Raw genomic sequence first — 23,771 nt, 5'->3', positions numbered from 1 at the left:
CTCAATGGGCAAAGAACAATTCCGGCGAGTGTTCACACGGTATGATAAGTTGGATGTTATGTTTACGACATTCATTTTACTGGCATTGACCGTTGATGTCTTGCTTTATGTTAAAAGGGTGTGGTGATTTCACCTCAAGGATGCTGCCTGTTGAGCCGTGATTCACGTCTAACTCTCTCGAACACCCTCTTTCTTATCCTCATTTCACTACAACTATAAATGGTGTACTCATCGGGTCCTCTCCATATTTATTATAGTTATATCAATTGTAATATCTTCATTAATCAATGGAAGGAAGCGGCAGGTCTTTTCAAGCGGAATGAATTTAGAAGATAGAGTTGGATAGAGAAAAAACATACCTCATTCTTGACTAAACCACATGAAACGTCTATTCTTTCAAAGCAATGTCTTCCTGCATCTTAAGAAATACGCTTCTGGCCGAGCAAAGCATTGATACGATCCTCTCTCTTCCTGTAAATGAAGACATCTACGCTTCCCTCCTTGGATTGCTGACCAAATTTCAGGATATCAAGAAATTTGCCAGCGAGATACATACCGAGATTCACCTCGTGAAGCCCATACTCAAGAATCTTGGTCACGTGTGCGAATCCAAACCCAAGTTCTTTGAGGAGCGCATAAAAGAGCCGGATGTAGCCCTGTTTGTTTCCGAAGACGAAAGAATGAAGACTTCTAAACTCTGGGGTACCAGGGAGTATTATGATAAGACAATCGGAATCGTGATGCTGAAGAGGTACGGAAGGAACCTCCATGAAGGTGTGGGCGGATTTTACCTTGAGTTCGAAAACAAAATGCCGGTTTATCAGATGATCTATCTTCTGAAAAAATCCAAGACGCCGTGGGGCATACTGACAAACGGCAAACATTGGATGCTTATACGCAGACCGATGCAATTTGAAAAGAGGGCTATCGAAATAGATCTGGAAAGGGCGGTCTTTGAAGAAGACATGGATACGGTGCGTCTTTTCTGCCAAGCGTTCTCTTGTGCAGGGTTAAAAAGTACGCTGCCTGATATACTCGAAGAAGAAAGACAGGCGCTCATTCAGGTGCTTTCGGAAAAAAGACTTTCTCTCCAGCCAGCCATGGCGATTCAAAGAAAGAAGGTTGACTTCTACCCGGATGTTGTAGACATATACCGCCAGTTCTTCTCGGATTGGAAGCTCCCCTCCACTGAACTATATTTGGAAGAAAAAAATGTTCCAATCGCAGACCGAATCTCCGAAAAAACCAGGATCATCAACAGGTATGATCATACCGATATCCTTTCTTATCTGTTTACCAAAAAAGAGAGGCAGATCAACATCAATCTGAAAGAAATAATCGTTGGTGGAAACGGAGCAAAATTCACAAAGGAAGATCTTTTTTCTCTGAAAATCCTCGACATCACCCCAGGGTTCGGTTCTTTCTCTACCCAATTGATCGACGGTCTCGCATACCTCTCTTTTATTCTGCCATATCGTGAAAAAAATACGTTCAGGGCGGAGTGGGAAGAGGAATCCTCCCTTAAGAGGTTTATCGTCAACAACCTCCTCCACGGGATAGAGCGGTCTCACATCTCCTTTGATGTGCTGCAGAATACTATAAGAAGCCGCTTTGACATCCACGCCAAAAACTACCGGCTTGGTAATCCCCTCATAGGGATGCCCCTCAAGGCTATCGCCAGCACCATAGACTCCGGCAACAGTCAAATGAGCCTCTTCGGCGAGCCGCCAAAGGCGGTTATCAAAGAGTTCAAACAGATGTATGCCCTGCTCTTCTCCCTTTCGGAGCGAATCAAGGAAGATGTCAAGATAAGAAACGCCACCGAAGCGAAACTGAAGATCTATACCGACCGCATCAGAGACCTGATGGACGTGATTACGGCGACATATTTTACAAATACGGCAGGAAGCTCAAGGATCCAGGATATGCTCTTCAACCTTGACGGCAGCAATGAGGCTTGGACCGCAATAACGAATCAGGACTGGTTCGCCGAATCAAAAGACATCGCGAAGCGGAATGGCTTTTTCCATTTTGAGATAGAGTTCCCTTTCCTCCTGACCAACTCGTTCGATCTTATTTTCGTTCAACCTGCCCTGAATTACGCTTGGGAGGAAGAGCCGCCCATTGCAGAAGCCACTAAAGCCTTCATCAAAAGGAGCTTCATGTATCTTAAGCAGAAAGGAAAGTTGGTCATTGTCTCGGACAGTGCGATAGATCAGCTCATACCTGAGCTCAGGGAATCAAGGCGGTACGAGTTGGAGTCTGGCAAAGAGCTTCTGATTCTCAAGAGAAAGATATAAGGAATTAAACGTTCAGTTCAATGTCGTCTTCCCAAATAAGGTACGGCGCATGAAGTGGTCCCATAGAATCGTCCCGTTCGGGGCAGAGGCGGGTAAGCAACGCTTTTCCAGGCTCCGCCTCGCGCACTACTCTGCCTAGAACGCTTAAGTCCGTATGCTATTTCACTTTCTTCTCGGGAAACGTACACTCTATGACAAGCACATCCGTGTGCCGGCCGAACCCAAAGAGTCTCCTGACGGCTGCCGGACCAATATCAACGAGGATCGTCTGATTCTTCTTAATTGCCAGATATGCTGAAAAGCCCTCTCGCTACGGAAGGCAGGAGGTTCCCGTGAGCACATCTTTAAGTCTCACACCGTACCTTCTGACCACCCAAGAAACAGAGGCTGTTGCTTCCCTGGACGGTTTATCTGCCTGCTGGTTTTCCTTTTTTACTTCCCGCTCCTCGGCTCAGATACCAGTCTACGGTCTCGGCAAGGCCCGTCTCAACACTGTACGCAGACTCCCAACCCATCTCTTCTCTCGCCTTTGCCGCATTGAGGATACTCACCTGTATATCGCCCGCCCTCGCTGAATCCCTGAGAGGTTCATCAAACGTCGACGGTATCACAAGACCTTTCTTCCTTATGACGTCAACTACCAACGCATACAACTCAAGGGTATGAGTGGCTTTCCCGGTTCCAATATTGAATATACTCGGTTTATCGGTTGTTGCGGCAATGATGTTCGCCCTGGCTATGTCTTTCACAAAACAGTAATCCCGGATCACGCCTTGTTTTTCTTCCGGAAAATGGTTGAGCACCGGGTGTCTCCCTGAAAGCAGCATATCGGCGAAGATCGCCACCACACCGGCCTCGCCGTGTGGTATCTGTCTCGGGCCGTATACGTTACTGTACCTCAGTATAGTATAGGCAAGTCCGTGTTGGCGAAAAAAGAATTTGATATACTTTTCGCTTGCAAACTTCGAGATTGCATAAGGTGAAACAGGTTCGGGACAATAGTCCTCGCCGGTAGGCACTTTTTCAGCCTCTCCGTAAATCGCACCGCCAGTGGACGAGAAGATAAATTTTTTTACGCCGTATTTGCGCGACAGGTCGAGAAGCCGTAAAGTTCCTTTGATGTTCACCTCCGCATCAAGGAGGGGTTCCTTTATTGATAAAGGTAAGGAAATCTGGGCCGCATGATGATCGACAATATCTGGTTTCTCATCATGGAAAATTTCTTCAATCTCCTCGGAACATATGTCGGAATGGTAAAATTTAGCTTTTACGTTTAAGTTTTCCATCGTCCCGGTAGAAAGGTTATCTATTATAACCACGTCACAGCCATCACTAACAAAAGCGTCGACTACATGTGAGCCTATAAACCCGCAACCGCCTGTCACAAGGACTTTCATTTATTTGCCCCCAACCGAATGAATTCACATTTTTATACCACAATTGGTTTTACCGAGACAGAAAAAAGCGAGCAGATCGTTCTCCGCCATGCCAACTTTGGTATTGACAATGTTGCCAGGAATAGCTTATATCAAAACAGCGGCGGTGTAGCTCAGATGGTTAGAGCATGCGGCTCATATCCGCAGTGTCCGGGGTTCAATTCCCTGCACCGCCATTTTTCAGACCACGAGGGGGAAACAGATGACAAAAACTGAGCTCATCGCTAATGTAGCAAGTAATTCAGGGATAAAGAAGTCTGTTGCAGAGAAAGTGCTGAACGCACTTCTCGATAACATCTCGGAAGCGCTTAAAGAGAGAGACGGCAAGATCACATTGACCGGCTTCGGCACGTTTTCTGTTGTAGAAAGAGCTGCGCGGATAGGAAGAAACCCGAGGACAGGAAAGGAGATCGAGATACCTGCATGCAAGGTTCCGAAGTTCAAACCAGGCAACAAGTTAAAAGAAGCAATCGGTTAAAATACGGTCCAAGGAAAGGGAAGATTGCCGTCCCTTTCCTTTTCGTTCTGTTTCTCGCGTCCGTGTTCTTGGCAGCCCCGTTATCGGGGGCTGAACGGGCTGACAAGAAGCCCAGAAAAGTGTCTGCTGCAAGAGAAACGGCCATAAACGACGCAAACGTACAGGAATTTTTCAAAAGAGCGGACGATCAGATCAAGAAGGGGGAAATAGATATTGCCCTTTACGCCCTTCTCAAGATTCACGATTATTCAGAAGATGTTCTGAAAACTGTGAAATTTTTTAAATCTCAGTATGAGAAAATAGTTAGTGACTCGTCTGCATCCCAAGCCGAACGTGAGGACATCTTCTTGAAACTTAAAAGAATGGAACAGCTTACGAAAAAATATACCGCTATCATAGAGGCTTCCGCCTATGATATAGGATATGGCTATGCCAAGAAAGGAGATGGGGAAAAATCACGGAAATACCTGCTGGAGGTCCTCGAAACCACGCCCTTTTCAACTAAACAGGATTCCCTGTGGATAAAATCCAAAAAAACTCTTCTGTGGCTCTATAACCTCGAAGGTGAATTCTAATAACAATTGGAAGCAATAAAGAGAACCCCCGAGGAAGCGACCGCCAGCAACCGTCTACCTTGAAATCACCCTCTCCATACGAAGCATCTACATCGAAAAAAGCAAGTTCTCATGGAACAAGAAAATTCTAAATAAAGCGTAGAGAAGGCCAGCTTGAAATAACCGAGATACAGCCAGTTCCGGAGTCTTATGCTGACAGTCGCACAGGAAAGAGAGAAATGGAAAGCTTCTTCTGATTGCCATACACAGTAAAACCTGTTTATCGACATGAAAAGAAAACTTTCATGAGGCAAAATGGGGGCAATATTCAACAAACTGTGGGAAAGATCATCTTTAATTTATGCCAAAACCATATACTTCAGCTAAACTCAACCCGCTTAAGGAGAACTTGAAGCCTCATACCGAGCGGTACACTGGAGGGGGAAGGTTGCCACGCAGGTTTCCCTATGCGAAGAAACACATCGGGAGAATGTCATCGGCTTCGTTTATAGACATACGGTTACCAAACTGTGTCGGCTTACAATCAAAATGTGTAACTGCGCTGAATTAGCATTACGTATGCGAAGGCTTGCACCGGGTTCCGTAGCAGAGCTGATCGACAAGATCCCAATATTGTTCGTAAAGATGCAGCCCGCTGCTATAGCAGTAGATCTCGCCATCGGACAAATCGAATGTCAATTGCTCAAGGACAAATTCCTTGAGGAGTTGAAGGCCTCCGATATTCTGCGGAAAACCCGCAAAGGCGTCCCAACTCCTGAAGAAGACAGACATTACCAACCTCCCATCAATCACATCAAAGGCGATTACTTTGAGACAAGGAGGATCGGCAAGTTTTATTGATCCCCTGTCGCCCACGGTGATGCACGCCTGATTGGTACCCCCGAAGGACTGATTCAGTATATCTATGACAGCATTGATCTGAGGCACGATAAAACTGCCATAGGTATAATCTTCGTTGGGTTTCACCGTGTCTCCCATTAGGTATTCTACAAAGTACTCCTGTATGGCCTCATCGGTTGTAGGGCCCGGCAGAGAAGGTGGAAGAATAGGTGCCAAAGGACGCACCCATGGGGCCTTTATCTTAATCATCACATTGGAAAACTGCTTCCTCAATTGCCCTTCATAGCTTCCCCTCGCCACTTTGTAGTCAATCCCATGCTGAACACAGACAGCCATCATTGTCCGCCATGTGTCGTCTATTGTAGTTCCCTCAATATACATTTTATCTCTCAAGCTTTCGAGTTGATTTAAATCCCTGCCTCAGTTTGAACGCAAGGCACAACCTTTCATGATATTCTGGCACACTTGAATGGTTCTTGCAAAGCAAAATTTTCAAAGACAATTTCACATGTCATCAAATCAATTGAAAATACGGCTCAAAAAAGTATATGATTATTTAAACAATTAGGAGGAATTTATGTTCGTGAAACAGATCGAAGTGGGGGGATTTGCAGTCTTTGCCTACATCGTGGCCTGCCAGAAAACCAACGAGGCTTTGGTCATAGACCCCGCCTCCGAAGGTGACCGTATCGTGAAAGAGGCGGTGACAAGAGGATATAACATAAGGTATATCGTCAACACCCATTCCCACGTAGATCACGTTATGGGGAACAAAAAGATGAAGGATCTCACAGGGGCCAAAATCATCATCCACGAATCGGAAGCCCAAAACCTGGTACACCAGTCGCTTTCCCTTATGGATTCTTTCGGGGCGGAATCTTCCCCGCCAGCAGATCAGACCGTGAAAGAAAATGACGAAATTATCATCGGAGAGACCTCTCTTCAGGTGCTTCATACTCCAGGCCATTCTCCGGGGAGCATTTCCCTTTATCACAAGGGCATCGTATTCACCGGCGATACCCTTTTTGTGGGCGGCGTAGGCCGAACAGACCTCGCAGGGGGTTCGTGGGAAACCCTTGTATCATCTATCCACGAAAAGCTTTTTGTCTTACCTGGTGACACGGTGGTAGCCTCGGGGCATAACTATGGAGAAACTCCGAAGAGTACAATCGCGAGAGAAAAGGTCTATAATCCCTATGTCGGACTCCGGTAGCCCCACTAAACTCGTCAGTTGCCTTCTTATTCTGGCTGCTGCATTGTTTTCCTGCCAGTCGGTGCAGGTGACGCCAAAGACTGCCCCCGCCATCGCATTGGTCCTTGGTGGTGGATCGGCCAAGGGTTTCGCCCATGTGGGAGTAATCCGCATCCTAGAACAAGAAAAAATACCGATCCGAATGATTGTGGGAGCAAGCGTGGGGAGTCTGATCGGAGGCATGTATGCGTCAAACCCAGACAGTTTCCAGCTTGAATGGACAGCGTTCAAGATAGACAGAAATGATATACTTGATGTATCCATTGTGAACTCGAAATGGGGACCTGTTCAAGGTGCCAAACTTGAAGCTTTCGTGGAGCAAACCATTAAAGTAAAAAAAGTCGAAGACACAAAAATTCCTTTCTATCCTGTCGCCACAGACATCAATACCGGCGAGACGGTGACACTTGAGAAAGGCTCCCTTGCAAAAGCCATAAGGGCTTCGTCGGCAATACCAGGGATCTTCGTTCCCGTCACCTTCGGAAATCGTACGCTTGTTGACGGAGGGGTTACAGACAATGTCCCCTGCGACATCGCAAAACGCAAAGGGGCTGACATCGTGATTGCCGTCAATCTCTCAAAAGATGTGAAAGACAATAACATAACCTCCTTGATTGACATAATAGGTCAGTCGGCCAATATCATGATGCACGAAAACAGCAAGACAAGACTACGGCATGCGGATGTGGTGATAGAGCCCGACACGAAAGGTGTCTCCATCTTCGATTTCTCTCAGAAAAAGGTATTGATGGAAGAGGGAATGAAGGCAGCCAGAAAGGCGGTTCCCAAAATCAGGGAAGTTATTGCAAAATACCAATTTTCATAGGGGTTGACCGTTATATTTATCCTCAATATTTATCCTCCATAAGCTGGTCGCTTCCGCCGGCGTACCTCCAGCATTTTTATACGATTATTTGTCTATGCGTCGCCCCTTTTTTTGAGAGAAAAAAATTGAGGGTATGAAAAGGGATACTGCTTTTCTTATCGCCCCTTTACATATACCCTGTCAGTCAGTCCAGTTGCTGAGATGCCAATCACTCCCCTCAAAGAGGATATCTCAACTCACGCCACACAAAATCATGCAGTGTGACGTTTACATAGTCTTCGAAAAATATCAACGCGAATGTCCCCACCCTTGACGGGAGCGGAGTTCCTAAATGGAATACCTTTTTGAGGACAATGACTGCACTACAGTTATATCTGTTTTTTCGGAGACCAATAATTTGGAGGCGACTATTCTGGGGCATGAGTCCGAGGCGGAAGCCATTGCAAGATTCCTCGTACGGCTTGGCGTGAAAGCAAAAGTTCTATTCTCTTGAGTCAGGAAGCAGGGATATATACGACAACGCTCGTTACGCCCACGAAATATATAGAAAAATATGACTGCAGAAAAACCACCTCTTATCGCAAGCGTCTATCACATAAAAAGATCGGAAATCCTTTGTCAGAAGTTTATAGATCTGTCGGCCTCCCATCACACAGGCTTCAGTTCAGGGCCAAAACAATTTCCTGCGCCTGTCGCCCGACACTTCGAATATGACCATTACGGCAAGTGGTCTCAAGAAAGCACATCGGGATTCTCTTTTACAAAATCATGCTGTAAAACGGTGTACGATAACCTCGTCGATTCGTTCAAGCCCCATGATCTTCATGAGCAGACGGTCCATGCCAACGGCAACCCCCGCGTAAGGTCCCTTAAGGCACTCAAGGGCAGCAAGGAACGGTTCATCCGGGAGAAACGTTTCTTTGCCGAGCCGAACACGATCCCTATTGTCCTTCATGAACCTAGCTCTCTGCTCCTCTGGTTCCAGAAGTTCAGAATAGCCATTTCCAATCTCAACTCCGTCGATGTAAAATTCAAATCTTTCGGCTTTCTTTGAGTCTTTCCTTTTTGCCATAGTAGATATAGACTTGGGCCAGTCTTTTATGAAATAAGGTTTTTTCTCTTTTACTCGACCCTCGACCTCCTGAACCAGGAGCTTGAAAAAGAGGTCGTTCCATCCGTCTTTTTCGTCGAGACCCTTAAAACCTGCTCTTTGCATGGCAAGAAAAAAGTCACCCCTATTAAGAGGAAGAGGATCAATGCCCGTCGTCTCCAGAAAGAGGCGGTCTATCTCGAATACCCGGTACGGCGCTGCGAAGCGTTTCACCCCTTCGGAGCGCAGTTTGCCTGCCACGAAATATACAAGATCTTGGACTTCTCCCATGACATCCTCATAGTTACCCTCCCGATACCACTCAAGCATGGTAAATTCCACATTGTGGAGCTCCGTCAGTTCCTCTACTCTGTAGGCCCTGCAGACTTGAAAAACACGATTATGCCCGTATTGCAGGAGCCGCTTCATATGCACTTCTGGTGATGTATGCAGGTAGAATGGCCCTTTTTCACCCACGAGCACTTTAATGGGGTCAATATAAGGATCAGGGGGTACAGTCTTCATGATGGAAGGCGTTTCCACCTCCAGGTAATCACGCTCATAGAAGAATTCCCGGACAGCCCGTAGGAGCTCATGCCGTGCCTCTAATATCTCTCGTTCGGTCATGATAGTTCGGTGCCTATTATAAGGAAGGTCGAGAAGGCTGTCAAGTCTCCGGCGGCGGTCCCTATCCCGCACTGTCCCTCTCTATGTAGAGTATAACTCTTCCAACTTTAGAAGAAGGGCTATATTGCCCTGGAAATCCTTTACCTGCCAATACAGATGGTTATCTTCCATAAAATCTTTCTTCCTGGTGACAAGATCCCTCATAAAGAAATAATTATGAGAGATCCTCATCCCTAGTGGATATTGTCTTTTCTCCTTTATTGTCTGTTTCAGGTCATGAGTAATGTCTTTTGCCCTCACCTCCAGCAGGTCTTTACCGAGAAAACCTCCGGGACTAGTGGCCATGGCCGTCCGGATCTCTATGAAAAACGCCTTGTAAACACTAAGTATCCGCTCCAGGTATTGAGCTTTAAGTGGCTAAAAGCCTTTCTCTCCTCCCCCACCTAAACACTTAAAACAAGGCCAGGTTTCCGTGTTTTACAAAGTCTGTGTCCAAGCCACATGAACGGTCTATGAAGGTTTTCATTTGTACTGTCTCATGGCTGAGATAGACGGGACATCAGTACAACCCCGTCCACCGCCAACAGCTTCTCCAGATTTCATTATGGTCGTCTGCTGTTAGCGGTAATATACATGCGACAATAACCGGAGATACGATCATGAGTAAACAGATCACGTTGTGGTCTCCTCTTTTTTCGGATCCTTATACGAGCTGGCCCCCTCCTGTCGAAAAGATCGGTCCAACATATAGTTCCGGAGCACGCACGGTACGTGCCAACTGCATGGCTCTGGTATCCTCATTTTCGGACAGGTGAGCGGTCACTTAATGTCTTAACGCCATCTCTTTATCTACGATCTTCTTCGCAGACTCCGCATAAAATGCAAGGTCGGTAGGTATAAGTCCTCTCGATAGACCGTGGGTATAAAATTTTCCGACCATAATATCATACTGGTTGAATCGGTGTCATCCAAGAGAGCAGGCTGTTTTCGATCAGTTCCGTTGTCTGCTCAATGGTAAATCTTGTTGCAGTGTAAAGCTCATTTTTAGAAGAAGAAGACTCATTGTTATCGCTGAAGATTGTCTCGCTAAGTTCTATAAAATGTGTGATGTCCTTGCTTTGATCTTTCAGGGAGAAGGATAGCTTAATTTTGTTCAAAGAGGAGGAAGAGGTTTTATAAGTCGGACATACTTCACGCATTCTGGGCCAGAATACGTCATAGTACGCACTGTCTTAACCGGTTCGGTAAGTAATTCTTGAGCCATATGGTGAGGAATCACCGATTTGGCAATGCCTTCGGCAGTTGTCAGTTCTCTCATGCGGAATCCTCTTTCCAGGCTACCCAACTTAAGTCTTTTGTCTTCCTTCTTTTCTGTCATTCCACACTACGCCTTTAATCACTCCGCATTTTTTCATTTCAAGGTAATGCCAATAACCATATCCACTTTTTCGAAAGAAAATTTGGCCTCACTGTACCCGGCAGGACCGAATAGGTTCCTCACATTGTTAGAAAACCCATACCGCTCCCGGGGTTGCCCCATGGCATTCTTGTCAAGCTTCCCATTGCCATTCTCATCGTGAAAGACCTTCACCGCATATACGCCGAAGGGGATATTGCTGAACTCGCATTCGGATCTTTTTCCGCTTATTTCCACTCTTACCGATTGGAATTCTGGTCCATTTCCTTCGAAACTCTCCTTTGAACTGAAGAGGGCAACTATGACATCACCTTTTTCATTTTGCATGCCCGTTATCACTACTTTCAGTGTTCCCTTTTCAGGGTTCTCATCAGAGGCGTCAAGCGCAACAACCCATCCAGTATCCAACAGCAGGATGGCCATGCACCAAAAAAGGATAAATTTCCTCATACATATCTCCTCGCTTCGAATTCCCCATCTTCTCCATTTCATCCGATACTCTTTTCCATAAGAGTATTATAGATCATATTTTACAATGTGTTAAGCGTTCCTTTTCGCTTTCTAATTTGATACGAAAAACGCAACATATTCCGAGAAGCCATGCGGCCCATGAATTTCCTTGACTCAAAGTGATTAGATATATTATGGTTAGCCGTAAGTTTATTTTCCGGAAAGAATGCCTTTCCGGCAACATCAGAACGGGAGAATTCCGATCCTTTTAATTGACGCTGAATGAAAATCCTTCTTGTTAATCCTCCGAATTGCGGGCGCAGCATTCCAGAGGAGCAGTACGGAATTAACTCCCTGAAATTGATCTTTCGCGGAGAACCGCTTTCCTTGGAAGCCCTTGCCGGTAACCTTGATGGTCACGAAGTGAAGATAATCGACCTCAAGACAGAGACAGACACCTTCCTCGACGCACTCTCCGATTCGAACCCTCATGTCGTCGGAATTACTGGGGTAACCTGTGAAGCAAACACAATGCTTGCTCTTGCGTCCGCCGCAAAAGAGACGGTGCAGGCAACCGTCGTGGTCGGAGGTGTACATGCAAGCAACGACCCCAGCTTCTTCAACAAGGCTTCTGTAGATTATATCGTAGCAGGGCTCGGGAAACTGAGTTTCATGGAATTAGTCACGGCCATTGAGTCGGGAGGCAACACAGAGATGATTCCCGGTGTTGCCAAGACCAGACCAGGCAATCCGTTGTCTTTCAATTCCAGAACGTATACACATGACGACCTGGTTGAAAAAAAACCTCCTCGCTACGACTTGGTAGGCCGTTATCGAGATCATTATATACTTCCCGGCTTGGGGTTCGCATTAGGAGCTGTTACGGCCGCATCCGGCTGCCCTCACAGATGTTCCTTCTGCTGTATTGAGAAGACAACCGGAGGTCGCTATCTCGTCAACACTCCAGAAACAGTAGTACGCGACATAGAGATGCTAGGGGATATTCCCGTGATCCGTCTCGTCGATGCCAATACCTTTGGAAACCCGTCCCATGCCTTTGAATTGTGCCAGCGGATATTGGAGTCAGGCTTGAGGAAAAACTTCGTAGCCGATGCGCGCTCCGACACTGTGGTTCGCCACGCAGATCTATTCACGGAATGGAAGAAAGCTGGACTCCGATCGGTTATTGTCGGTTTCGAGGAGATTGATGACGGAAAACTTGGGGAGATGAAGAAAGAAAGCTCATCCGCGATAAACTCCGAAGCAATACGGATTCTCCATGACATAGGCATTACCATTGTGGGGGATTTCATAATATCTCCCGACTGGGATGAAGCGCAGTTTCAGGCAATGCGAGACTATTTGCAGAAAAATCCTGTTGATCTTCCAATGTTTTCTGTCCTCACGCCACTACCCGGAACCGCCCTCTATGAGTCTTTGAAAGAGAAAATCACGGTTCATGACCTTGACTTTTACACCCTCACAAATGCAGTACTTCCCACAAGAATGGAAGAAAAGGCGTTTTATGAAAATTATGCGGACCTTATGAGATCGGGGCACGCAGGAGCGAAACTATAACGAGGTGCTCACGCCTATGGATGTATATATTACCGACATAGCAGCTTTCCTTCCCAATAACCCCGTATCAAACGACGAAATTGACAGCGTGCTGGGCGTACTGAACAATATGCCGTCCAAGATAAAACAGATTATTTTGGCAAGCAATAATATCCAAAAAAGATACTACGCCATAGATCGGGCCACAGGCGCCACAACCCACACAAACGCGCAACTCACTGCGGAAGCGGTCCGACGCCTCATGCCTTACGACGGGTTCTCCCTGCGTGACATAGAATGCCTCTGCTGTGGCACTTCAACTCCCGACCAACTGATGCCCGGCCACGGATTGATGGTCCACGGCGAACTTAAGAGCCAACCCTGCGAAGTTGTCACAACCTCCGGCATTTGCCTGTCAGGGGTGACCGCCCTGAAATACGCATATATGAATGTAGCACTGGGCCTAACGAAGAATGCGGTGGCGACAGGGTCCGATGTGGCATCGACTTACACAAGGGCACGTTTTTTTGAGGGAGTAGCACAAAAGAAGCAGGCATTTATGAGGAGAGATAAGCTGATCCCCTTTGATACCGCATTTCTGAGGTGGATGCTTTCCGACGGGGCCGGAGCCATATTCCTCGCAACCCATCGTGCCGTAGACAAGCCAGCTCTAAGAATAGACTGGATTGAGCATATTTCTTATGCAGGAGAGCTTGAGACATGTATGTACTCTGGGGCAAAAAAAAGCGTCGACGGTACAATGACCGGCTGGCGCGATTTTTCCACGTTACATGACGCCTTGGCCGAAGGAGCATTCCTCATTAAACAGGACGTAAAGCTTCTGAACCGGGAAGCCCTAAAGGTTGCGGTGGAAAGGACATTGCCCCGCGTCATGGAGAAACATAATCTCGTAGCCTCTGAGGTCGACTGGTTCCTGCCTCACTACTCTTCAGAGTATTTCAAGATGAAATTCTACGAGCATATGAAAAACATGAACTTCGAGATTCCCCTCGAACGCTGGTTTTCCAATCTCTCTTACAAGGGAAACACGGGGGCTGCCTCAATTTATATCATCATGGAAGAACTTTTCCATTCGCACAAGATAAAAAAAGGACAAAAAATCCTTTGTTTCATCCCTGAGAGCGGGAGGTTCTCAATGTGCTACATGGCACTCACTGCCGTGTAGCCCTCATTCTGGCTTCTCACGTAATCCGCCAAGGTTCTCAATGATCTAACGATCTTGCGTGTGGTCTCCTGGGAGCCGATACGGACATTGTATTGCTTCTCTACGGCCACTACGATCTCAACCGCATCAAGAGAATCAAGCCCCAGCGGAGAATCCTGGCCTATAAGCTGATCATCCAGAGAAAAGTCCTCCGAGATCGGGTCGGTAATGTTGCACACATTGACGATCAGTTCAAGTAATTCCTTTTCTAGTCCATCCTTTTCGAGTATTTCCATTCTCTTTCACCTTGTCATTAATGGGCACGGAATCTTCCCCGCTGGAACATGTAAAACCATGAGATGCATATTGTCAAGACAAAGAATAAGAACATTGATCCTATCTCGGGAAATATCGACTTTATACCGCCTCCGCGTACGAAGATAGTCAAAAATGCATTGAGCCCCCATGAAAGAGGGGAAAACATGCCTATCTTTTGCATTATATGAGGCATCACATAGGACGGAACCATAACTCCTCCAAGGGCCGCGGCGATAACCACGGATACCGCACCAAGAGTCGAGGCCTGTTCGTATGTTCGAGCTACCGTACCCAATAGAATGCCATACCCGGCGGCCGCAAGGCCGGAAGCCAGCGCAATGAGCATAAGTGACTCCGGCGACGATCCCATGTCCAGCGCAGGAGTTCCAAGGAGCGGGAGCAACATCTTGCCCACTGCCAGGATCAACCCAAACTGGATCATGCAGATAAGGGTGTATGCGATTACCTTCCCTGATATTATTGTTATGTACGATATGGGCATGGTAAGAAGCCTGGCCATCACCCCGTCTTGCCTTTCTCTTATCAACGATGCTCCGAGTGGAACGACCACAAAAAACATACCAAAGAGCGTCCATGCGGGCACGTTCTGTTGGACCGTGGTAGGGGCTTTTGCCGTGTCCCCGTACATAGCTGTTTTTTCCTCCACATTTATAATTGGTCTATTGTCCCAGTCCAGACGAACGCTGGGAATTGCATTTCTGAATTCTTCAGACCAAGCGTTACCCATAGCTTTTTTGGAAATCATCTCCATCTCTTTCGGAAGAAGATCCGACAAACCTTTTATCCTCTCCTCGGTCTCGAGAGCAAGGAGCATTTTTTGCAAAGCGTTGACCATGCCGGACCGGTATAATTCTTTCAGGGTGGGGTCGAAATAGACCAGCAGATGCGTCGACTCCTCAGCAACCACGCCGACGGCTTTCTTGGTCCTCCCGTCTTTGATGGAAAAGGAGTTTTTCGCTCTTTGTTTCGCAGTTTTCCTGAAGACTTCGGTAATACCATAAGGAACGATGATGGACATCTGAAAATCCCCTTTGGCTACCGCCATTTTCGCGGTATCTACATCAGCTTTCCTGCCGTTGATTTCCGTGACCATCTTCACGGAGGCTGACTTCCGCAAAGATTCCTCAATCATTGGGCCTACGGATTGGCCGTCCATATCTACAAAGAGAACTGCCGTTTTGTCTTCCCCCATCAACTTCGATACATTCTCCTGCACAAGGGTCACTACAACGACGAGAACTACCGGCATAACAAAGAGGACGAGAAGACCCGCAAGGTCTCTGTATAACAGGGTAAGTTCCTTTATTACAGAGGCAGGTAATTTCAATCAGTCCCTCAGCTGTTTTCCCGTGAGGCGGATAAAGAGCGCCTCTAAGTTGAGGCATCCTGGATACCGGCTGATAAGCTCGGCCGGTGGACCCTCCGCTATTATGCTTCCTGCATCAATAACCGCCACGTATGAACAAAGCAGTTCCGCTTCTTCCATATAATGTGTGGTATAAACCATTGTCATCCGATCCTTCAGTCGGGCCAGTCTTTCGAGGATCAGGCTACGGGACTGGGGATCAATCCCCACCGTCGGTTCATCAAGGAACAGCAACTTAGGACCGTGGAGAATACCAACTGCCAGATTTGCTCGCCGTTTCATTCCTCCTGAATAGGTAAAGACACGCTGGTCCGCGCTTTCATTAAGGCCGACGAAATCGATAGATTCAGAAACCCTCGCCTCAAGTATTTTGCCTCTTAGCCCATACATGCGACCGAAAAATCTAAGGTTTTCACGCCCGGTCAGGTTTTGATAAAGTGCTATTTCCTGGGGGACGCAACCAATAAGACTTCTTACCTGTCCTGGATACTTGACCGTATCTATTCCGCATATGGTAACCGTACCGACCGTCGGTTGGAGTAACGTGCTCATAATTGATATTGCGGTGGTCTTTCCAGCTCCATTCGGTCCAAGGAGACCGAAAATCGATCCTTCGCCAATGGTGAGGTTTACTCCGTTTAACGCAGGCCGCGACGCCCTTGGGTAAACCTTTGAGAGATTATGAACACCTAGAATGTCCCCCATGCACACTCCTCTCACCGTCACTTCACCAATTTCAGCAGATCTCCATATATTGCTGACTCCCTGTCCGCGCAATCAAAAAGAATGTCGCTCAGGAGGTCATAGTCGTCACCGTCGGCCGATCTATCCTTGCATATTCTGGCACCATACATGGCAAATTCCCTCCACCTATCGCCCGTCTCCGTCATTCTCGCCGAAATATCACGCAGTCTGTTTTCTTGAAGGATAGTGGCCGACTCCTGAAGGAACGCAGCATACATGAGCCTAAATCCCCCGCCTCCGGTGCCGATCTCTTCTTGCATCCTTATTACATGACCGAGATGGAGTTTTGCTTTCCGACTTCCATATTTTTTTGGCCACCTCTTCATCCTCTTTGCGAGAAGCCGTATCCCTCTCACCCCGATGTGGGGAATCGGTGTTCTGATCATCATCCGGCAGGTTTCTTTCATGCCTTTCCTCGCTGCTCCTGAAAGATCAAAACGATCCGGAATTGATGAGATGTGGTACATTTTGCCTTTCGGCGCAAGAACACCTTCCGCGAATCGGGCCTTCTTTAAATCTTCCTTGGAACAGACAACCGGTTCGTCAAAGACGGGGTCACTGATGAGGTAGCCGTTGTCTTTTTGCCGGACTGCCACGAGGGTATGAGCATTAAAGTGAAACCTCAAAGGATCGGGAAAATAAGGAAGCCAGTAGACTCCAGCCTGCAGACCTACTGGTGTGCCTTTCTCAAGCATGGCATCCAGCGCGTCCATGGCTTTTTCAGGGTTTTTAAACCGGGCGCTTTCTATTTTAATCCCGAGCCTCCTCGTAGTGCCTTTCATTATTCTCCCCGGTGCGTTACGGAACGTGACAAGGGGAAAACCTTGGACCTTCACAAAAGGGAAGTAGCCAAAAAAAAGTCCACCCCCAATGCCAAATGCAAGCGCTTCGGAGATGTTGATGCCGTGATTAAAAAGAAGATTTGCCGTAGAGCCGCTCTCACAATGAGCTGACTGACGGTGGATGAAATCTTTTTCCAGTATGTTGATCATTTCGGTGCTTCCTGAAGTTGCTCGACTGTTATGCCAAAAATCCGGGCGTAACGTTCAAGAATGGCAGGGTCAAGACGTTTGAAAATGTGGGGCTTGAAATGCCGCCTCACTGTGAAGCGCGAGAAGCCGATATATCGGGAGAGAATTTTCACATCCATGAGACATCGTACTGTGTGATAGGCGATGGGACTGAGTTCATTGTTCTTTACTCTGTTCAGAACATCCTCAATCTCATGCTGCACGAGGTTCCACACCTGGCGGTTCGCCACATTAGCCGGTTCCCATCCGGCGGTGGACGTTAATTCGTAATCGCCGTTCTCATTAACCGCATAAGAGATGCCGTGCCATTGGCCGTATATCCCTTTATCCTGAGACACATCTTTCTTTTCCATTTACCGACACACACCTCCGTCAATCATGCGGTCTGATCTTGCGGCCCGCAAAAGTTTCCTTGCCACACTCTCCTGGCGGAGAGACTGAAACACCGTGATCTTTTAGTCTCTATCTTCCTCAACCGATATCCTTAGTATTTCAGCTCCTCTTTACCATTAATGTTTATTGCGCGAACTGTTCCCCCATACCCACGCCAAGTCCGAGGAACACCGCCTCATTTTCCGATACGGGACATATTAGAGAACTTCAAGGCTCCTTTAGCAACAGTAGGTGAAGTATACCGTCGCTCGCCCGACCTGTACATTTTCAAAATAGAGGATATCGCCGGCATTTGCAATCTCATACACCCCTATGCGTTTCAGCCATTTCTCTGAAATCTGCGGCAGTGTAATCTTTTCTCCGAAAATCATATCTAGGTTTGGGAGCGGACAAGCAAGATTTCACGCCCTGCAGCACTTATTCTTGACAGTCCCACGTGATCTAGCTCACCAAGACTGACGAAAGAACTCCCAAGAGTCTGTATTTCAAGGCCATCATTCTGTTGATGCGAGGCAAGAGATCAAGCCGATTCCAACACATCCGCCTCAAGCTTTCCCTATTCTCCCGTGACTCTGACAAGACCGATAAGGGTGGCATAATGGCCAACATAGGTTTCTATCTCCTCTGCGGACAAGGGTTCATCGCTTTCATGGAAACTTGCCCGTTCCGGCTGTTTCGCACCCGTCTTACTTTCCAGAGCAAGCATTGACACCTCAATCGCACATTGTCAACCGCTGGCCCGGAAGAAACCCAATGAAAAGCACCACCATGCTAAGCCTTGATGCTGGAAACACAAAAAGTACCCATTAAAGGAAAACAGTCCTGCTCCGTGGTGGGCTACCAGTCCGGTATTATTGAACCTGGTATTTCCCAGACTGTGGAGCACCCACCCGAGGCCAATCCTGATATCCAGATCCAGCGGCACGTTGGAGTTTTGGGAACACAGCATTTCGGCCAGCGTTTCCGGCTTAAGAAACTGTCGGCCATCCGATTTCCAACCCGACAGGACCCATGGTCGTAAACTTGCCAAGATCGACGACGCTCGACAACATGCCGTTGGAGGGCAAATCACGGATACCAAGACTGCTGGCCTTTTTGCTGTTTCGGTAACCCACGTAAGCCATCGTCATCCCGGCTTTCGGAGAATAGGAAGACCAAACCATTCCGAGGATACTAAACGAAGACTCGCCCATATAGGAATCAAAGTTCTTTCCGCTTACTCTCTCAACAACACTGCCAAGAAGAGTCATGGCAAGATTGGAATAGGAATAAACAAAATCGGGTGAATACGCCGCATGCTCTTCTCTGATGAGATCTGTCAGTTTGCTGAAGAACTCGGGTTCTTTTGAAATAATGCTCTTATGCGAAGTTGGAAGGCAGACCTGAATGGCGGGTCATGATGTTCCGGGCGTAATTTTCCCGTTTTCCGGAAAACGGGTCTTAATGGAAAATTCCGGTATGTAACTCTAAATAGGCTCATCAATGTTGATTTGTCCTTTCTCTGCAAGCCACATGACTGCGGTAGCGGTAAACAGTTTCAAGATTGAAGCCACACGATAGACGGTTTCTGCGGTAGCAGATACTGTTCTCTTTGTCCACATAGCCGCCCATATGAGCCCACAGTCATCAGCGAGACTAATACTAAAGTGTTTTGTCATCTCCTTTACGGCCAGCCACGAGACATACACTTGAGATATGTGTAATAACCTGGCGTCCAGGGAGGGTAAGAACGGCGGGCACGAAGAAAACTGTGGTTAGAATGAAATTACGAAAAACTATACTTATCAACCTCCCTTGTATTTCCCGGGAATACAAAATCACTCTGCGCCGGGCATATTGTCTTCAGAGTTCCCGGCCTGGACGGAAATGTCTCTCGATTGAGTCAGTTTTCACTTGGATATCCCAGCAGATACGTTACGGCGATCGGTGAGCCTGGGGATTTAATTTCCCCAATTTCCCAGATATACGTCTTTTTGCCAATGTCTTTCGTCATATTCTCAAGTTCCGCCACAGAATAGGTTCTCAGACACGACACCAGCGAATCGAACAACAGTACCAGGGGGGGGGCCACAGGGACCATATACGTCCACGCCAGCCTGACCACCGTAATGGCCGGATAAAAGGAATAAAAAGAGGCATTAGAATCGAAACGACGGTAAAACTGAGAATTGCCCGGGGCGATCGCTGCGTTATCTCGAAGACGCCGATCCCTTGCCGACAATTGACAGCGTCATTGAGGATATCGCGAGCTTCTCTCGGTGTGAAATGATGAAAGGCGGCAAAAATAGTCCGGAAGCCGACAAGGGTACCGGGAACACATGCGGCGTTGACGGATTCCGGGGAAAAACTGATCCTGCCCTGCGAAGCTTGACGCACGTAATTGAGGGCCGGTATATTGGGAAATTTGTCCGTGAGGCATACCCGGGAGAAGGGCCATGTCGTGTTGAGAATCTCAAACAAACGAATCCACGGTCCTCCGCTTCCGGAACAGAGATCAACCACCTCCTGCACCCCGAGGCGCTCAAGCTTGCGTCCCAGGACAGATGCAATTGTCACATCCACACCCCATTTCATTGTGCCGAACTGTATATAATCTGTAACAACCCCACGAATGGACCGGGGACACCATTTCTTGTCCGCAATCTCAAATATATGGATCCTGCGCATTGCTATAGTGAGGTAAAAAAACAGCTAGCATTATAACAAGGGAAAATAAGGCATTCATCCCATCCCGTCACCAGCCCACCTCAGTCCATCCCAAAAAAACGGCCTAAAGTCAAGGTGACCGAGTTTATGCCCGTGTTGTCCTTGTTAAGTCCGCCGTTCGAGATGTGATGAAGCCTCAAAGCAAGGAACAGTGTGGTATCAGGATCAACATTGAACTCAGCGCCTACCCCTATTTGAGGATTGAAATTAACCCGCGATCCCTGGCCATCAACCTGAAAGTCGGTATAAATCGCCCCTATCCCCCCTTCGACATAAGGACGAAATGACCCCAGCCCAAAGTTCCTGATATAGTAAAGAGCGAACATATTTGCTGAAGTAATGAGTTTCTTTTCCGGCCTTGTGGTTGATCCCAAGCCAGCCTCCAGCTTGAAGCGTAAAGCTTCAGGAGCCTTCCTTCGCCACACTTTGCCATAGTCAAAGAGAGTAAATCCAGAGAGCGCCATAAATGATATGTCGTTTTGGGGGGTATAGCTATTCCCTACAGTCACCCCCATCCCGTAACGGTCGGCTTCTCCGTGAGAGATATCCCCGGCCCAACCTTGCACACAGCAAAACAGTGCGGAGAGTAAAAAATAAAGACTGACAAGCGCTCTAAGGCAACCGCTCGGGCCATGATTTTTCAATCCTTTTTTAATGTTATCACCCCTGATTCTCCATGATTTCCCATTTTAAAACAGCAGATTTCGGAGGCGTCAAGAGCATCGGTTCCGTCAGGAATGGTAAGTTCGGCCGGACGGATAATCCAGGAAGGAGGACTATACACCTTATTTCCTTTCAAAGACAGGCACGCCACCGCCATGTCAAAGGCAGTATTTGTCGGGAAACTTCCGAACAGGGATGTGTAAGAAGTGATGTTCATTTCACTTGTAACGCATTGTTCATAATATCGGCCATATTTTCCATGACCATCAGCCCCGAGGATAAATAACGTCTTATGGGGTAGAGGAAGTCCCGGACCGTCGCGGTATTCTGCCGCGACAGACGTAATATGTCCGTATGTTTTACCGGAGGGCTCTTTCATAGAGAGCAGAAAAAAAGCGGACCCTTCGCCAGGAATGGCAGTCTGTCTGTCGAAGAGAAAAGGCTCTATCGCCTGGTTGAGTCCAAAGAATCGATGGTAGCAGTATCCCAGTACATCGCAGTACTCATCCACGGCCCCGAAAAGCACTTTCTCCACCCTTCCTTCTTTTAGCCAGTTAATGGCGGTTATAAGTGCTGAAGGAACCGACATTTCAAATTGGCTTACTGTGAGACAAGGCCCAATCGTACCTAGGAGTATTGAAATTTGCGCAGCGGCAGTATTATGAACGGAATTTGAAAAATGGGTCGGAGAGGAAAAAGTATCGTTGCTTGTAATAAACGAGTCAAGGAAGGCGAACGTGGTGGCGCTTGCGCCGTATCCGCTAGCAACAACAATACCTAGTTTAGGATCAATGTCCATCATGGAGGCGTCTTGAAGGGCAAGATAAGAACCCAGTAAGGCCATCTTAGCGTAATGATCTATCCTTCTTAATGCTTTTTTCGGGATAAAGTCATTAAGATGTGAAGTGTCCGCAAGAAACGCGGGTATTTCGGTTACGTTTTCGCCGACCCTGAGAGGAACGGACTGTACATGGTTGCCTCCCGTGGCGAGCGCTTTCGAGAATTCTTTGATACCTGCACCAAATCCCCCGACGATACCGATCCCCTCAATGCAGATTTTCATGGTTAATCCTCCGTTTTGCCTAATACGAGAACACCATTACTGCCTCCAAATGCGAGGGATTGCGAAATGGCCGCACTGCCCGTGATCCGTGTCGTGACTGTCGTAGGCGACACATCAATTTCAGGGTCGGGATTTGCGAAACCCGCATTGCCTGGTATGATGCCCAGTTCGAGGCATGCCACCGTAAAGGCAGCCTCTATCGCACCTGCCGCCCCCAATGTATGTCCTGTATAGCCTTTTGTGGAGAAAAACGGGATCCCTGGAAGCAATTCACGGAGCACCCCGCCTTCAACCTTGTCATTATCCGGTGTGGCGGTCCCATGAGCATTGACGAAGGCGATATGACGGATGTCCTTTTTGGAAAATCGTAGCGCACCCATAATCGCCCGCCTGAGCCCGTCTCCCTCAGGGTGAGGGGCGGTAAGGTGGTAGGCATCGCTTGCGGATGCGTAGCCAAGAAAACGTGCCCGTGGGGTCTTCTTTCTTTCCCGGCAAAAATGTTCTGATTCCAAAACAAGCATTGCCGCACCTTCTCCGAGATTGAGTCCCTTTCTCTCTCGGTCGAAAGGCTTGCACGCTGACTCGTCCGTGATGAGAAGAGAAATAAATCCGTTGTATGTCACGTGGCAAAGCTCGTCGGCCCCTCCGGCAACTACCACATCACATAACCCCGACTGGATCCATGATGCGCCTATTCCCACAGCGTCAGTGCCTGATGAACAGGCATTCACCACCGTCTGACATGGCCCTGTGAGACCGAATTTCAAGGCGATCAGCTGGGCGGGATTGCTCCTCAAAAAGCGCACTATGGGCTTCATGTCCGCCGTCCCTGTCCTGAGGTATTCGCTGTAGAAGAGCTCGTTATTCATCGCACTGCCTACGGTTGTACCTACGCAGACTCCAACTTTCTTCCCCTCAAGGGCCTTCTGGTCAAGCCATGCATCACTCAATGCCTCTTGGGCGGCCGTAATGGCAAATTTGCCGGTAAATGATATATGGGAAGCATCTTTCATACTGCCGGGAACTGCCGCGTCTGGAACCTCAAATACAGGATAGGGAATGGAATGAGTGCCGGTGAACCTCTTTGGAGGCTTCGGGCTGCGTCTGCCCTCAAATAGGGAATTCAAGCACTCTCTTAATACCCCTCCAGCGCCGCACAGACAGCCCACCCCTGTGATCGGGACAGAGGCCAGCTCGTTCATCGGTTGCTCCTTTCCTTGATGAAATCAACCATGGTATTGATAGTCTGGAAAGCCTCCCTTCCCTCCTCCAGGTCTTTCACTTCCACTCCAAAATGTTTTTCCAGTAAGACAACCAGTTCAACTGCATCCAGAGAATCAAGGCCAAGCCCCTCCCCGAAAAGGGGTGCGTCATCCTCAATCTCTTCTGGCATCATATCCTCAATATTGAGCCCCTCAATAAGAATCTTTTTCAGCTGTTCCTTAATGGTCAT

24 protein-coding genes, 1 tRNA gene and 1 pseudogene are annotated in these 23,771 nt (G+C 47.7%); 9 read left to right on the top strand and 17 right to left on the bottom strand.

All coding sequences use genetic code 11. The annotated features are described in order from the left end of the window. Positions 1-404 precede the first annotated feature (404 nt). Positions 405-2,300 carry a hypothetical protein gene (locus LBQ00_04430; GenBank protein ID MDR2018106.1) on the top strand — a complete coding sequence of 632 codons (1,896 nt, stop codon included), beginning with the start codon at positions 405-407 and terminating at the stop codon, positions 2,298-2,300. A gap of 407 nt (positions 2,301-2,707) precedes the next feature. Here the strand turns inward: LBQ00_04430 and LBQ00_04425 are convergent, their stop codons facing one another. Then, positions 2,708-3,697: an NAD-dependent epimerase/dehydratase family protein gene (locus tag LBQ00_04425; protein MDR2018105.1), complete on the bottom strand. Its 990-nt coding sequence runs from the start codon at positions 3,695-3,697 to the stop codon at positions 2,708-2,710. A 141-nt stretch (positions 3,698-3,838) separates the two neighbouring features. Between LBQ00_04425 and LBQ00_04420 the strand changes: the two genes are divergently transcribed. The 3 genes from LBQ00_04420 to LBQ00_04410 all read left to right on the top strand — a co-directional run bounded on the left by LBQ00_04420 (position 3,839) and on the right by LBQ00_04410 (position 4,789). Further along, positions 3,839-3,912: transfer RNA gene (locus tag LBQ00_04420), tRNA-Met, on the top strand. 26 nt (positions 3,913-3,938) lie between these two features. Next, positions 3,939-4,214, top strand: a complete 276-nt coding sequence (locus tag LBQ00_04415) for an HU family DNA-binding protein (protein ID MDR2018104.1) — start codon at positions 3,939-3,941, stop codon at positions 4,212-4,214. Between the two features lie 119 nt (positions 4,215-4,333). Continuing rightward, on the top strand, positions 4,334-4,789 hold the full coding sequence (locus LBQ00_04410; protein MDR2018103.1) for a hypothetical protein: 456 nt from the start codon (positions 4,334-4,336) through the stop codon (positions 4,787-4,789). Between the two features lie 552 nt (positions 4,790-5,341). On the opposite strand, the gene LBQ00_04405 is transcribed toward LBQ00_04410, so the two are convergent. Then, a complete protein-coding gene (locus LBQ00_04405; GenBank protein ID MDR2018102.1) occupies positions 5,342-6,010 on the bottom strand; it encodes a thymidylate synthase in 669 nt (222 codons plus the stop codon). A 196-nt stretch (positions 6,011-6,206) separates the two neighbouring features. Here LBQ00_04405 and LBQ00_04400 point away from each other — a divergent pair, with 196 nt between their 5' ends. The 3 genes from LBQ00_04400 (at position 6,207) to LBQ00_04390 (ending at position 8,200) form a co-directional block, all read left to right on the top strand. Beyond that, on the top strand, positions 6,207-6,842 hold the full coding sequence (locus tag LBQ00_04400) for an MBL fold metallo-hydrolase (protein ID MDR2018101.1): 636 nt from the start codon (positions 6,207-6,209) through the stop codon (positions 6,840-6,842). Further along, a complete protein-coding gene (locus tag LBQ00_04395) occupies positions 6,826-7,707 on the top strand; it encodes a patatin-like phospholipase family protein (protein ID MDR2018100.1) in 882 nt (293 codons plus the stop codon). The genes LBQ00_04400 and LBQ00_04395 overlap by 17 nt, the downstream gene beginning before the upstream one ends. Before the next feature lie 331 nt (positions 7,708-8,038). Beyond that, a complete protein-coding gene (locus LBQ00_04390) occupies positions 8,039-8,200 on the top strand; it encodes a hypothetical protein (GenBank protein MDR2018099.1) in 162 nt (53 codons plus the stop codon). A 273-nt stretch (positions 8,201-8,473) separates the two neighbouring features. Here the strand turns inward: LBQ00_04390 and genX are convergent, their stop codons facing one another. From genX to LBQ00_04370, 4 genes are all read right to left on the bottom strand, one after another. Then, positions 8,474-9,496 (bottom strand): EF-P lysine aminoacylase GenX, encoded by a 1,023-nt coding sequence (gene genX / locus LBQ00_04385; protein ID MDR2018098.1) that lies wholly within the window; start codon positions 9,494-9,496, stop codon positions 8,474-8,476. A 9-nt stretch (positions 9,497-9,505) separates the two neighbouring features. Beyond that, entirely contained in the window at positions 9,506-9,769 is a 264-nt protein-coding gene (locus LBQ00_04380; protein ID MDR2018097.1) for a hypothetical protein, read from the bottom strand. 599 nt (positions 9,770-10,368) lie between these two features. After that, the gene (locus LBQ00_04375; protein MDR2018096.1) at positions 10,369-10,623 is read right to left on the bottom strand and encodes a hypothetical protein; all 255 of its coding nucleotides are present in this window, start codon (positions 10,621-10,623) and stop codon (positions 10,369-10,371) included. A gap of 212 nt (positions 10,624-10,835) precedes the next feature. Further along, a complete protein-coding gene (locus LBQ00_04370) occupies positions 10,836-11,291 on the bottom strand; it encodes a DUF2141 domain-containing protein (GenBank protein ID MDR2018095.1) in 456 nt (151 codons plus the stop codon). Between the two features lie 282 nt (positions 11,292-11,573). Between LBQ00_04370 and LBQ00_04365 the strand changes: the two genes are divergently transcribed. Together LBQ00_04365 and LBQ00_04360 are read left to right on the top strand one after the other, a co-directional pair. Next, positions 11,574-12,869, top strand: coding sequence for a B12-binding domain-containing radical SAM protein (locus LBQ00_04365; protein ID MDR2018094.1), 1,296 nt, complete (start codon positions 11,574-11,576; stop codon positions 12,867-12,869). A gap of 16 nt (positions 12,870-12,885) precedes the next feature. After that, positions 12,886-14,034 carry a beta-ketoacyl-ACP synthase III gene (locus tag LBQ00_04360; GenBank protein MDR2018093.1) on the top strand — a complete coding sequence of 383 codons (1,149 nt, stop codon included), beginning with the start codon at positions 12,886-12,888 and terminating at the stop codon, positions 14,032-14,034. Here LBQ00_04360 and LBQ00_04355 read toward each other — a convergent pair. The 11 genes and pseudogenes from LBQ00_04355 to LBQ00_04305 all read right to left on the bottom strand — a co-directional run bounded on the left by LBQ00_04355 (position 14,010) and on the right by LBQ00_04305 (position 23,771). Further along, a complete protein-coding gene (locus LBQ00_04355; protein MDR2018092.1) occupies positions 14,010-14,309 on the bottom strand; it encodes a phosphopantetheine-binding protein in 300 nt (99 codons plus the stop codon). The two genes, LBQ00_04360 and LBQ00_04355, sit on opposite strands and share 25 nt — an antisense overlap. Before the next feature lie 17 nt (positions 14,310-14,326). Next, positions 14,327-15,679 (bottom strand): ABC transporter permease, encoded by a 1,353-nt coding sequence (locus LBQ00_04350; protein ID MDR2018091.1) that lies wholly within the window; start codon positions 15,677-15,679, stop codon positions 14,327-14,329. Then, positions 15,680-16,423: an ABC transporter ATP-binding protein gene (locus tag LBQ00_04345; protein MDR2018090.1), complete on the bottom strand. Its 744-nt coding sequence runs from the start codon at positions 16,421-16,423 to the stop codon at positions 15,680-15,682. It lies immediately after the preceding gene. Positions 16,424-16,440: 17 nt separating this feature from the next. Continuing rightward, entirely contained in the window at positions 16,441-17,454 is a 1,014-nt protein-coding gene (locus LBQ00_04340) for a BtrH N-terminal domain-containing protein (protein MDR2018089.1), read from the bottom strand. Then, positions 17,451-17,846, bottom strand: coding sequence for a hypothetical protein (locus LBQ00_04335; protein ID MDR2018088.1), 396 nt, complete (start codon positions 17,844-17,846; stop codon positions 17,451-17,453). The genes LBQ00_04340 and LBQ00_04335 overlap by 4 nt, the downstream gene beginning before the upstream one ends. A gap of 596 nt (positions 17,847-18,442) precedes the next feature. Further along, positions 18,443-18,592 carry a hypothetical protein gene (locus LBQ00_04330; protein MDR2018087.1) on the bottom strand — a complete coding sequence of 50 codons (150 nt, stop codon included), beginning with the start codon at positions 18,590-18,592 and terminating at the stop codon, positions 18,443-18,445. 262 nt (positions 18,593-18,854) lie between these two features. Continuing rightward, a pseudogene (locus tag LBQ00_04325) lies at positions 18,855-19,487 on the bottom strand (beta-lactamase family protein). 1,146 nt (positions 19,488-20,633) lie between these two features. Beyond that, positions 20,634-21,236, bottom strand: coding sequence for an acyloxyacyl hydrolase (locus LBQ00_04320; protein MDR2018086.1), 603 nt, complete (start codon positions 21,234-21,236; stop codon positions 20,634-20,636). Then, entirely contained in the window at positions 21,233-22,318 is a 1,086-nt protein-coding gene (locus tag LBQ00_04315; GenBank protein MDR2018085.1) for a beta-ketoacyl synthase chain length factor, read from the bottom strand. Before LBQ00_04315 ends, LBQ00_04320 begins: the two co-directional genes overlap by 4 nt. A gap of 2 nt (positions 22,319-22,320) precedes the next feature. Continuing rightward, positions 22,321-23,520, bottom strand: a complete 1,200-nt coding sequence (locus LBQ00_04310) for a beta-ketoacyl-[acyl-carrier-protein] synthase family protein (protein MDR2018084.1) — start codon at positions 23,518-23,520, stop codon at positions 22,321-22,323. Beyond that, positions 23,517-23,771 (bottom strand): phosphopantetheine-binding protein, encoded by a 255-nt coding sequence (locus tag LBQ00_04305; GenBank protein MDR2018083.1) that lies wholly within the window; start codon positions 23,769-23,771, stop codon positions 23,517-23,519. Before LBQ00_04305 ends, LBQ00_04310 begins: the two co-directional genes overlap by 4 nt.

This window comes from Syntrophobacterales bacterium (assembly GCA_031274925.1).
Taxonomy (GTDB): domain Bacteria; phylum Desulfobacterota; class Syntrophorhabdia; order Syntrophorhabdales; family Syntrophorhabdaceae; genus PNOM01.
This window is presented reverse-complemented; position numbering and strand designations above follow the sequence as displayed.

Coding starts and splice junctions, on each gene's coding strand:
- LBQ00_04355 (MDR2018092.1), bottom strand. CDS start 14,309: ATGGAAATACTCGAAAAGGATGGACTAGAAAAGGAATTACTTGAACTG.
- LBQ00_04425 (MDR2018105.1), bottom strand. CDS start 3,697: ATGAAAGTCCTTGTGACAGGCGGTTGCGGGTTTATAGGCTCACATGTA.
- LBQ00_04405 (MDR2018102.1), bottom strand. CDS start 6,010: ATGTATATTGAGGGAACTACAATAGACGACACATGGCGGACAATGATG.
- LBQ00_04335 (MDR2018088.1), bottom strand. CDS start 17,846: ATGGAAAAGAAAGATGTGTCTCAGGATAAAGGGATATACGGCCAATGG.
- LBQ00_04310 (MDR2018084.1), bottom strand. CDS start 23,520: ATGAACGAGCTGGCCTCTGTCCCGATCACAGGGGTGGGCTGTCTGTGC.
- LBQ00_04415 (MDR2018104.1), top strand. CDS start 3,939: ATGACAAAAACTGAGCTCATCGCTAATGTAGCAAGTAATTCAGGGATA.
- LBQ00_04370 (MDR2018095.1), bottom strand. CDS start 11,291: ATGAGGAAATTTATCCTTTTTTGGTGCATGGCCATCCTGCTGTTGGAT.
- LBQ00_04430 (MDR2018106.1), top strand. CDS start 405: ATGTCTTCCTGCATCTTAAGAAATACGCTTCTGGCCGAGCAAAGCATT.
- LBQ00_04315 (MDR2018085.1), bottom strand. CDS start 22,318: ATGAAAATCTGCATTGAGGGGATCGGTATCGTCGGGGGATTTGGTGCA.
- LBQ00_04365 (MDR2018094.1), top strand. CDS start 11,574: ATGAAAATCCTTCTTGTTAATCCTCCGAATTGCGGGCGCAGCATTCCA.
- LBQ00_04305 (MDR2018083.1), bottom strand. CDS start 23,771: ATGACCATTAAGGAACAGCTGAAAAAGATTCTTATTGAGGGGCTCAAT.
- LBQ00_04340 (MDR2018089.1), bottom strand. CDS start 17,454: ATGATCAACATACTGGAAAAAGATTTCATCCACCGTCAGTCAGCTCAT.
- LBQ00_04380 (MDR2018097.1), bottom strand. CDS start 9,769: ATGGCCACTAGTCCCGGAGGTTTTCTCGGTAAAGACCTGCTGGAGGTG.
- LBQ00_04360 (MDR2018093.1), top strand. CDS start 12,886: ATGGATGTATATATTACCGACATAGCAGCTTTCCTTCCCAATAACCCC.
- LBQ00_04375 (MDR2018096.1), bottom strand. CDS start 10,623: ATGCGTGAAGTATGTCCGACTTATAAAACCTCTTCCTCCTCTTTGAAC.
- LBQ00_04400 (MDR2018101.1), top strand. CDS start 6,207: ATGTTCGTGAAACAGATCGAAGTGGGGGGATTTGCAGTCTTTGCCTAC.
- LBQ00_04390 (MDR2018099.1), top strand. CDS start 8,039: ATGGAATACCTTTTTGAGGACAATGACTGCACTACAGTTATATCTGTT.
- LBQ00_04345 (MDR2018090.1), bottom strand. CDS start 16,423: ATGGGGGACATTCTAGGTGTTCATAATCTCTCAAAGGTTTACCCAAGG.
- LBQ00_04330 (MDR2018087.1), bottom strand. CDS start 18,592: ATGCTTGCTCTGGAAAGTAAGACGGGTGCGAAACAGCCGGAACGGGCA.
- LBQ00_04395 (MDR2018100.1), top strand. CDS start 6,826: ATGTCGGACTCCGGTAGCCCCACTAAACTCGTCAGTTGCCTTCTTATT.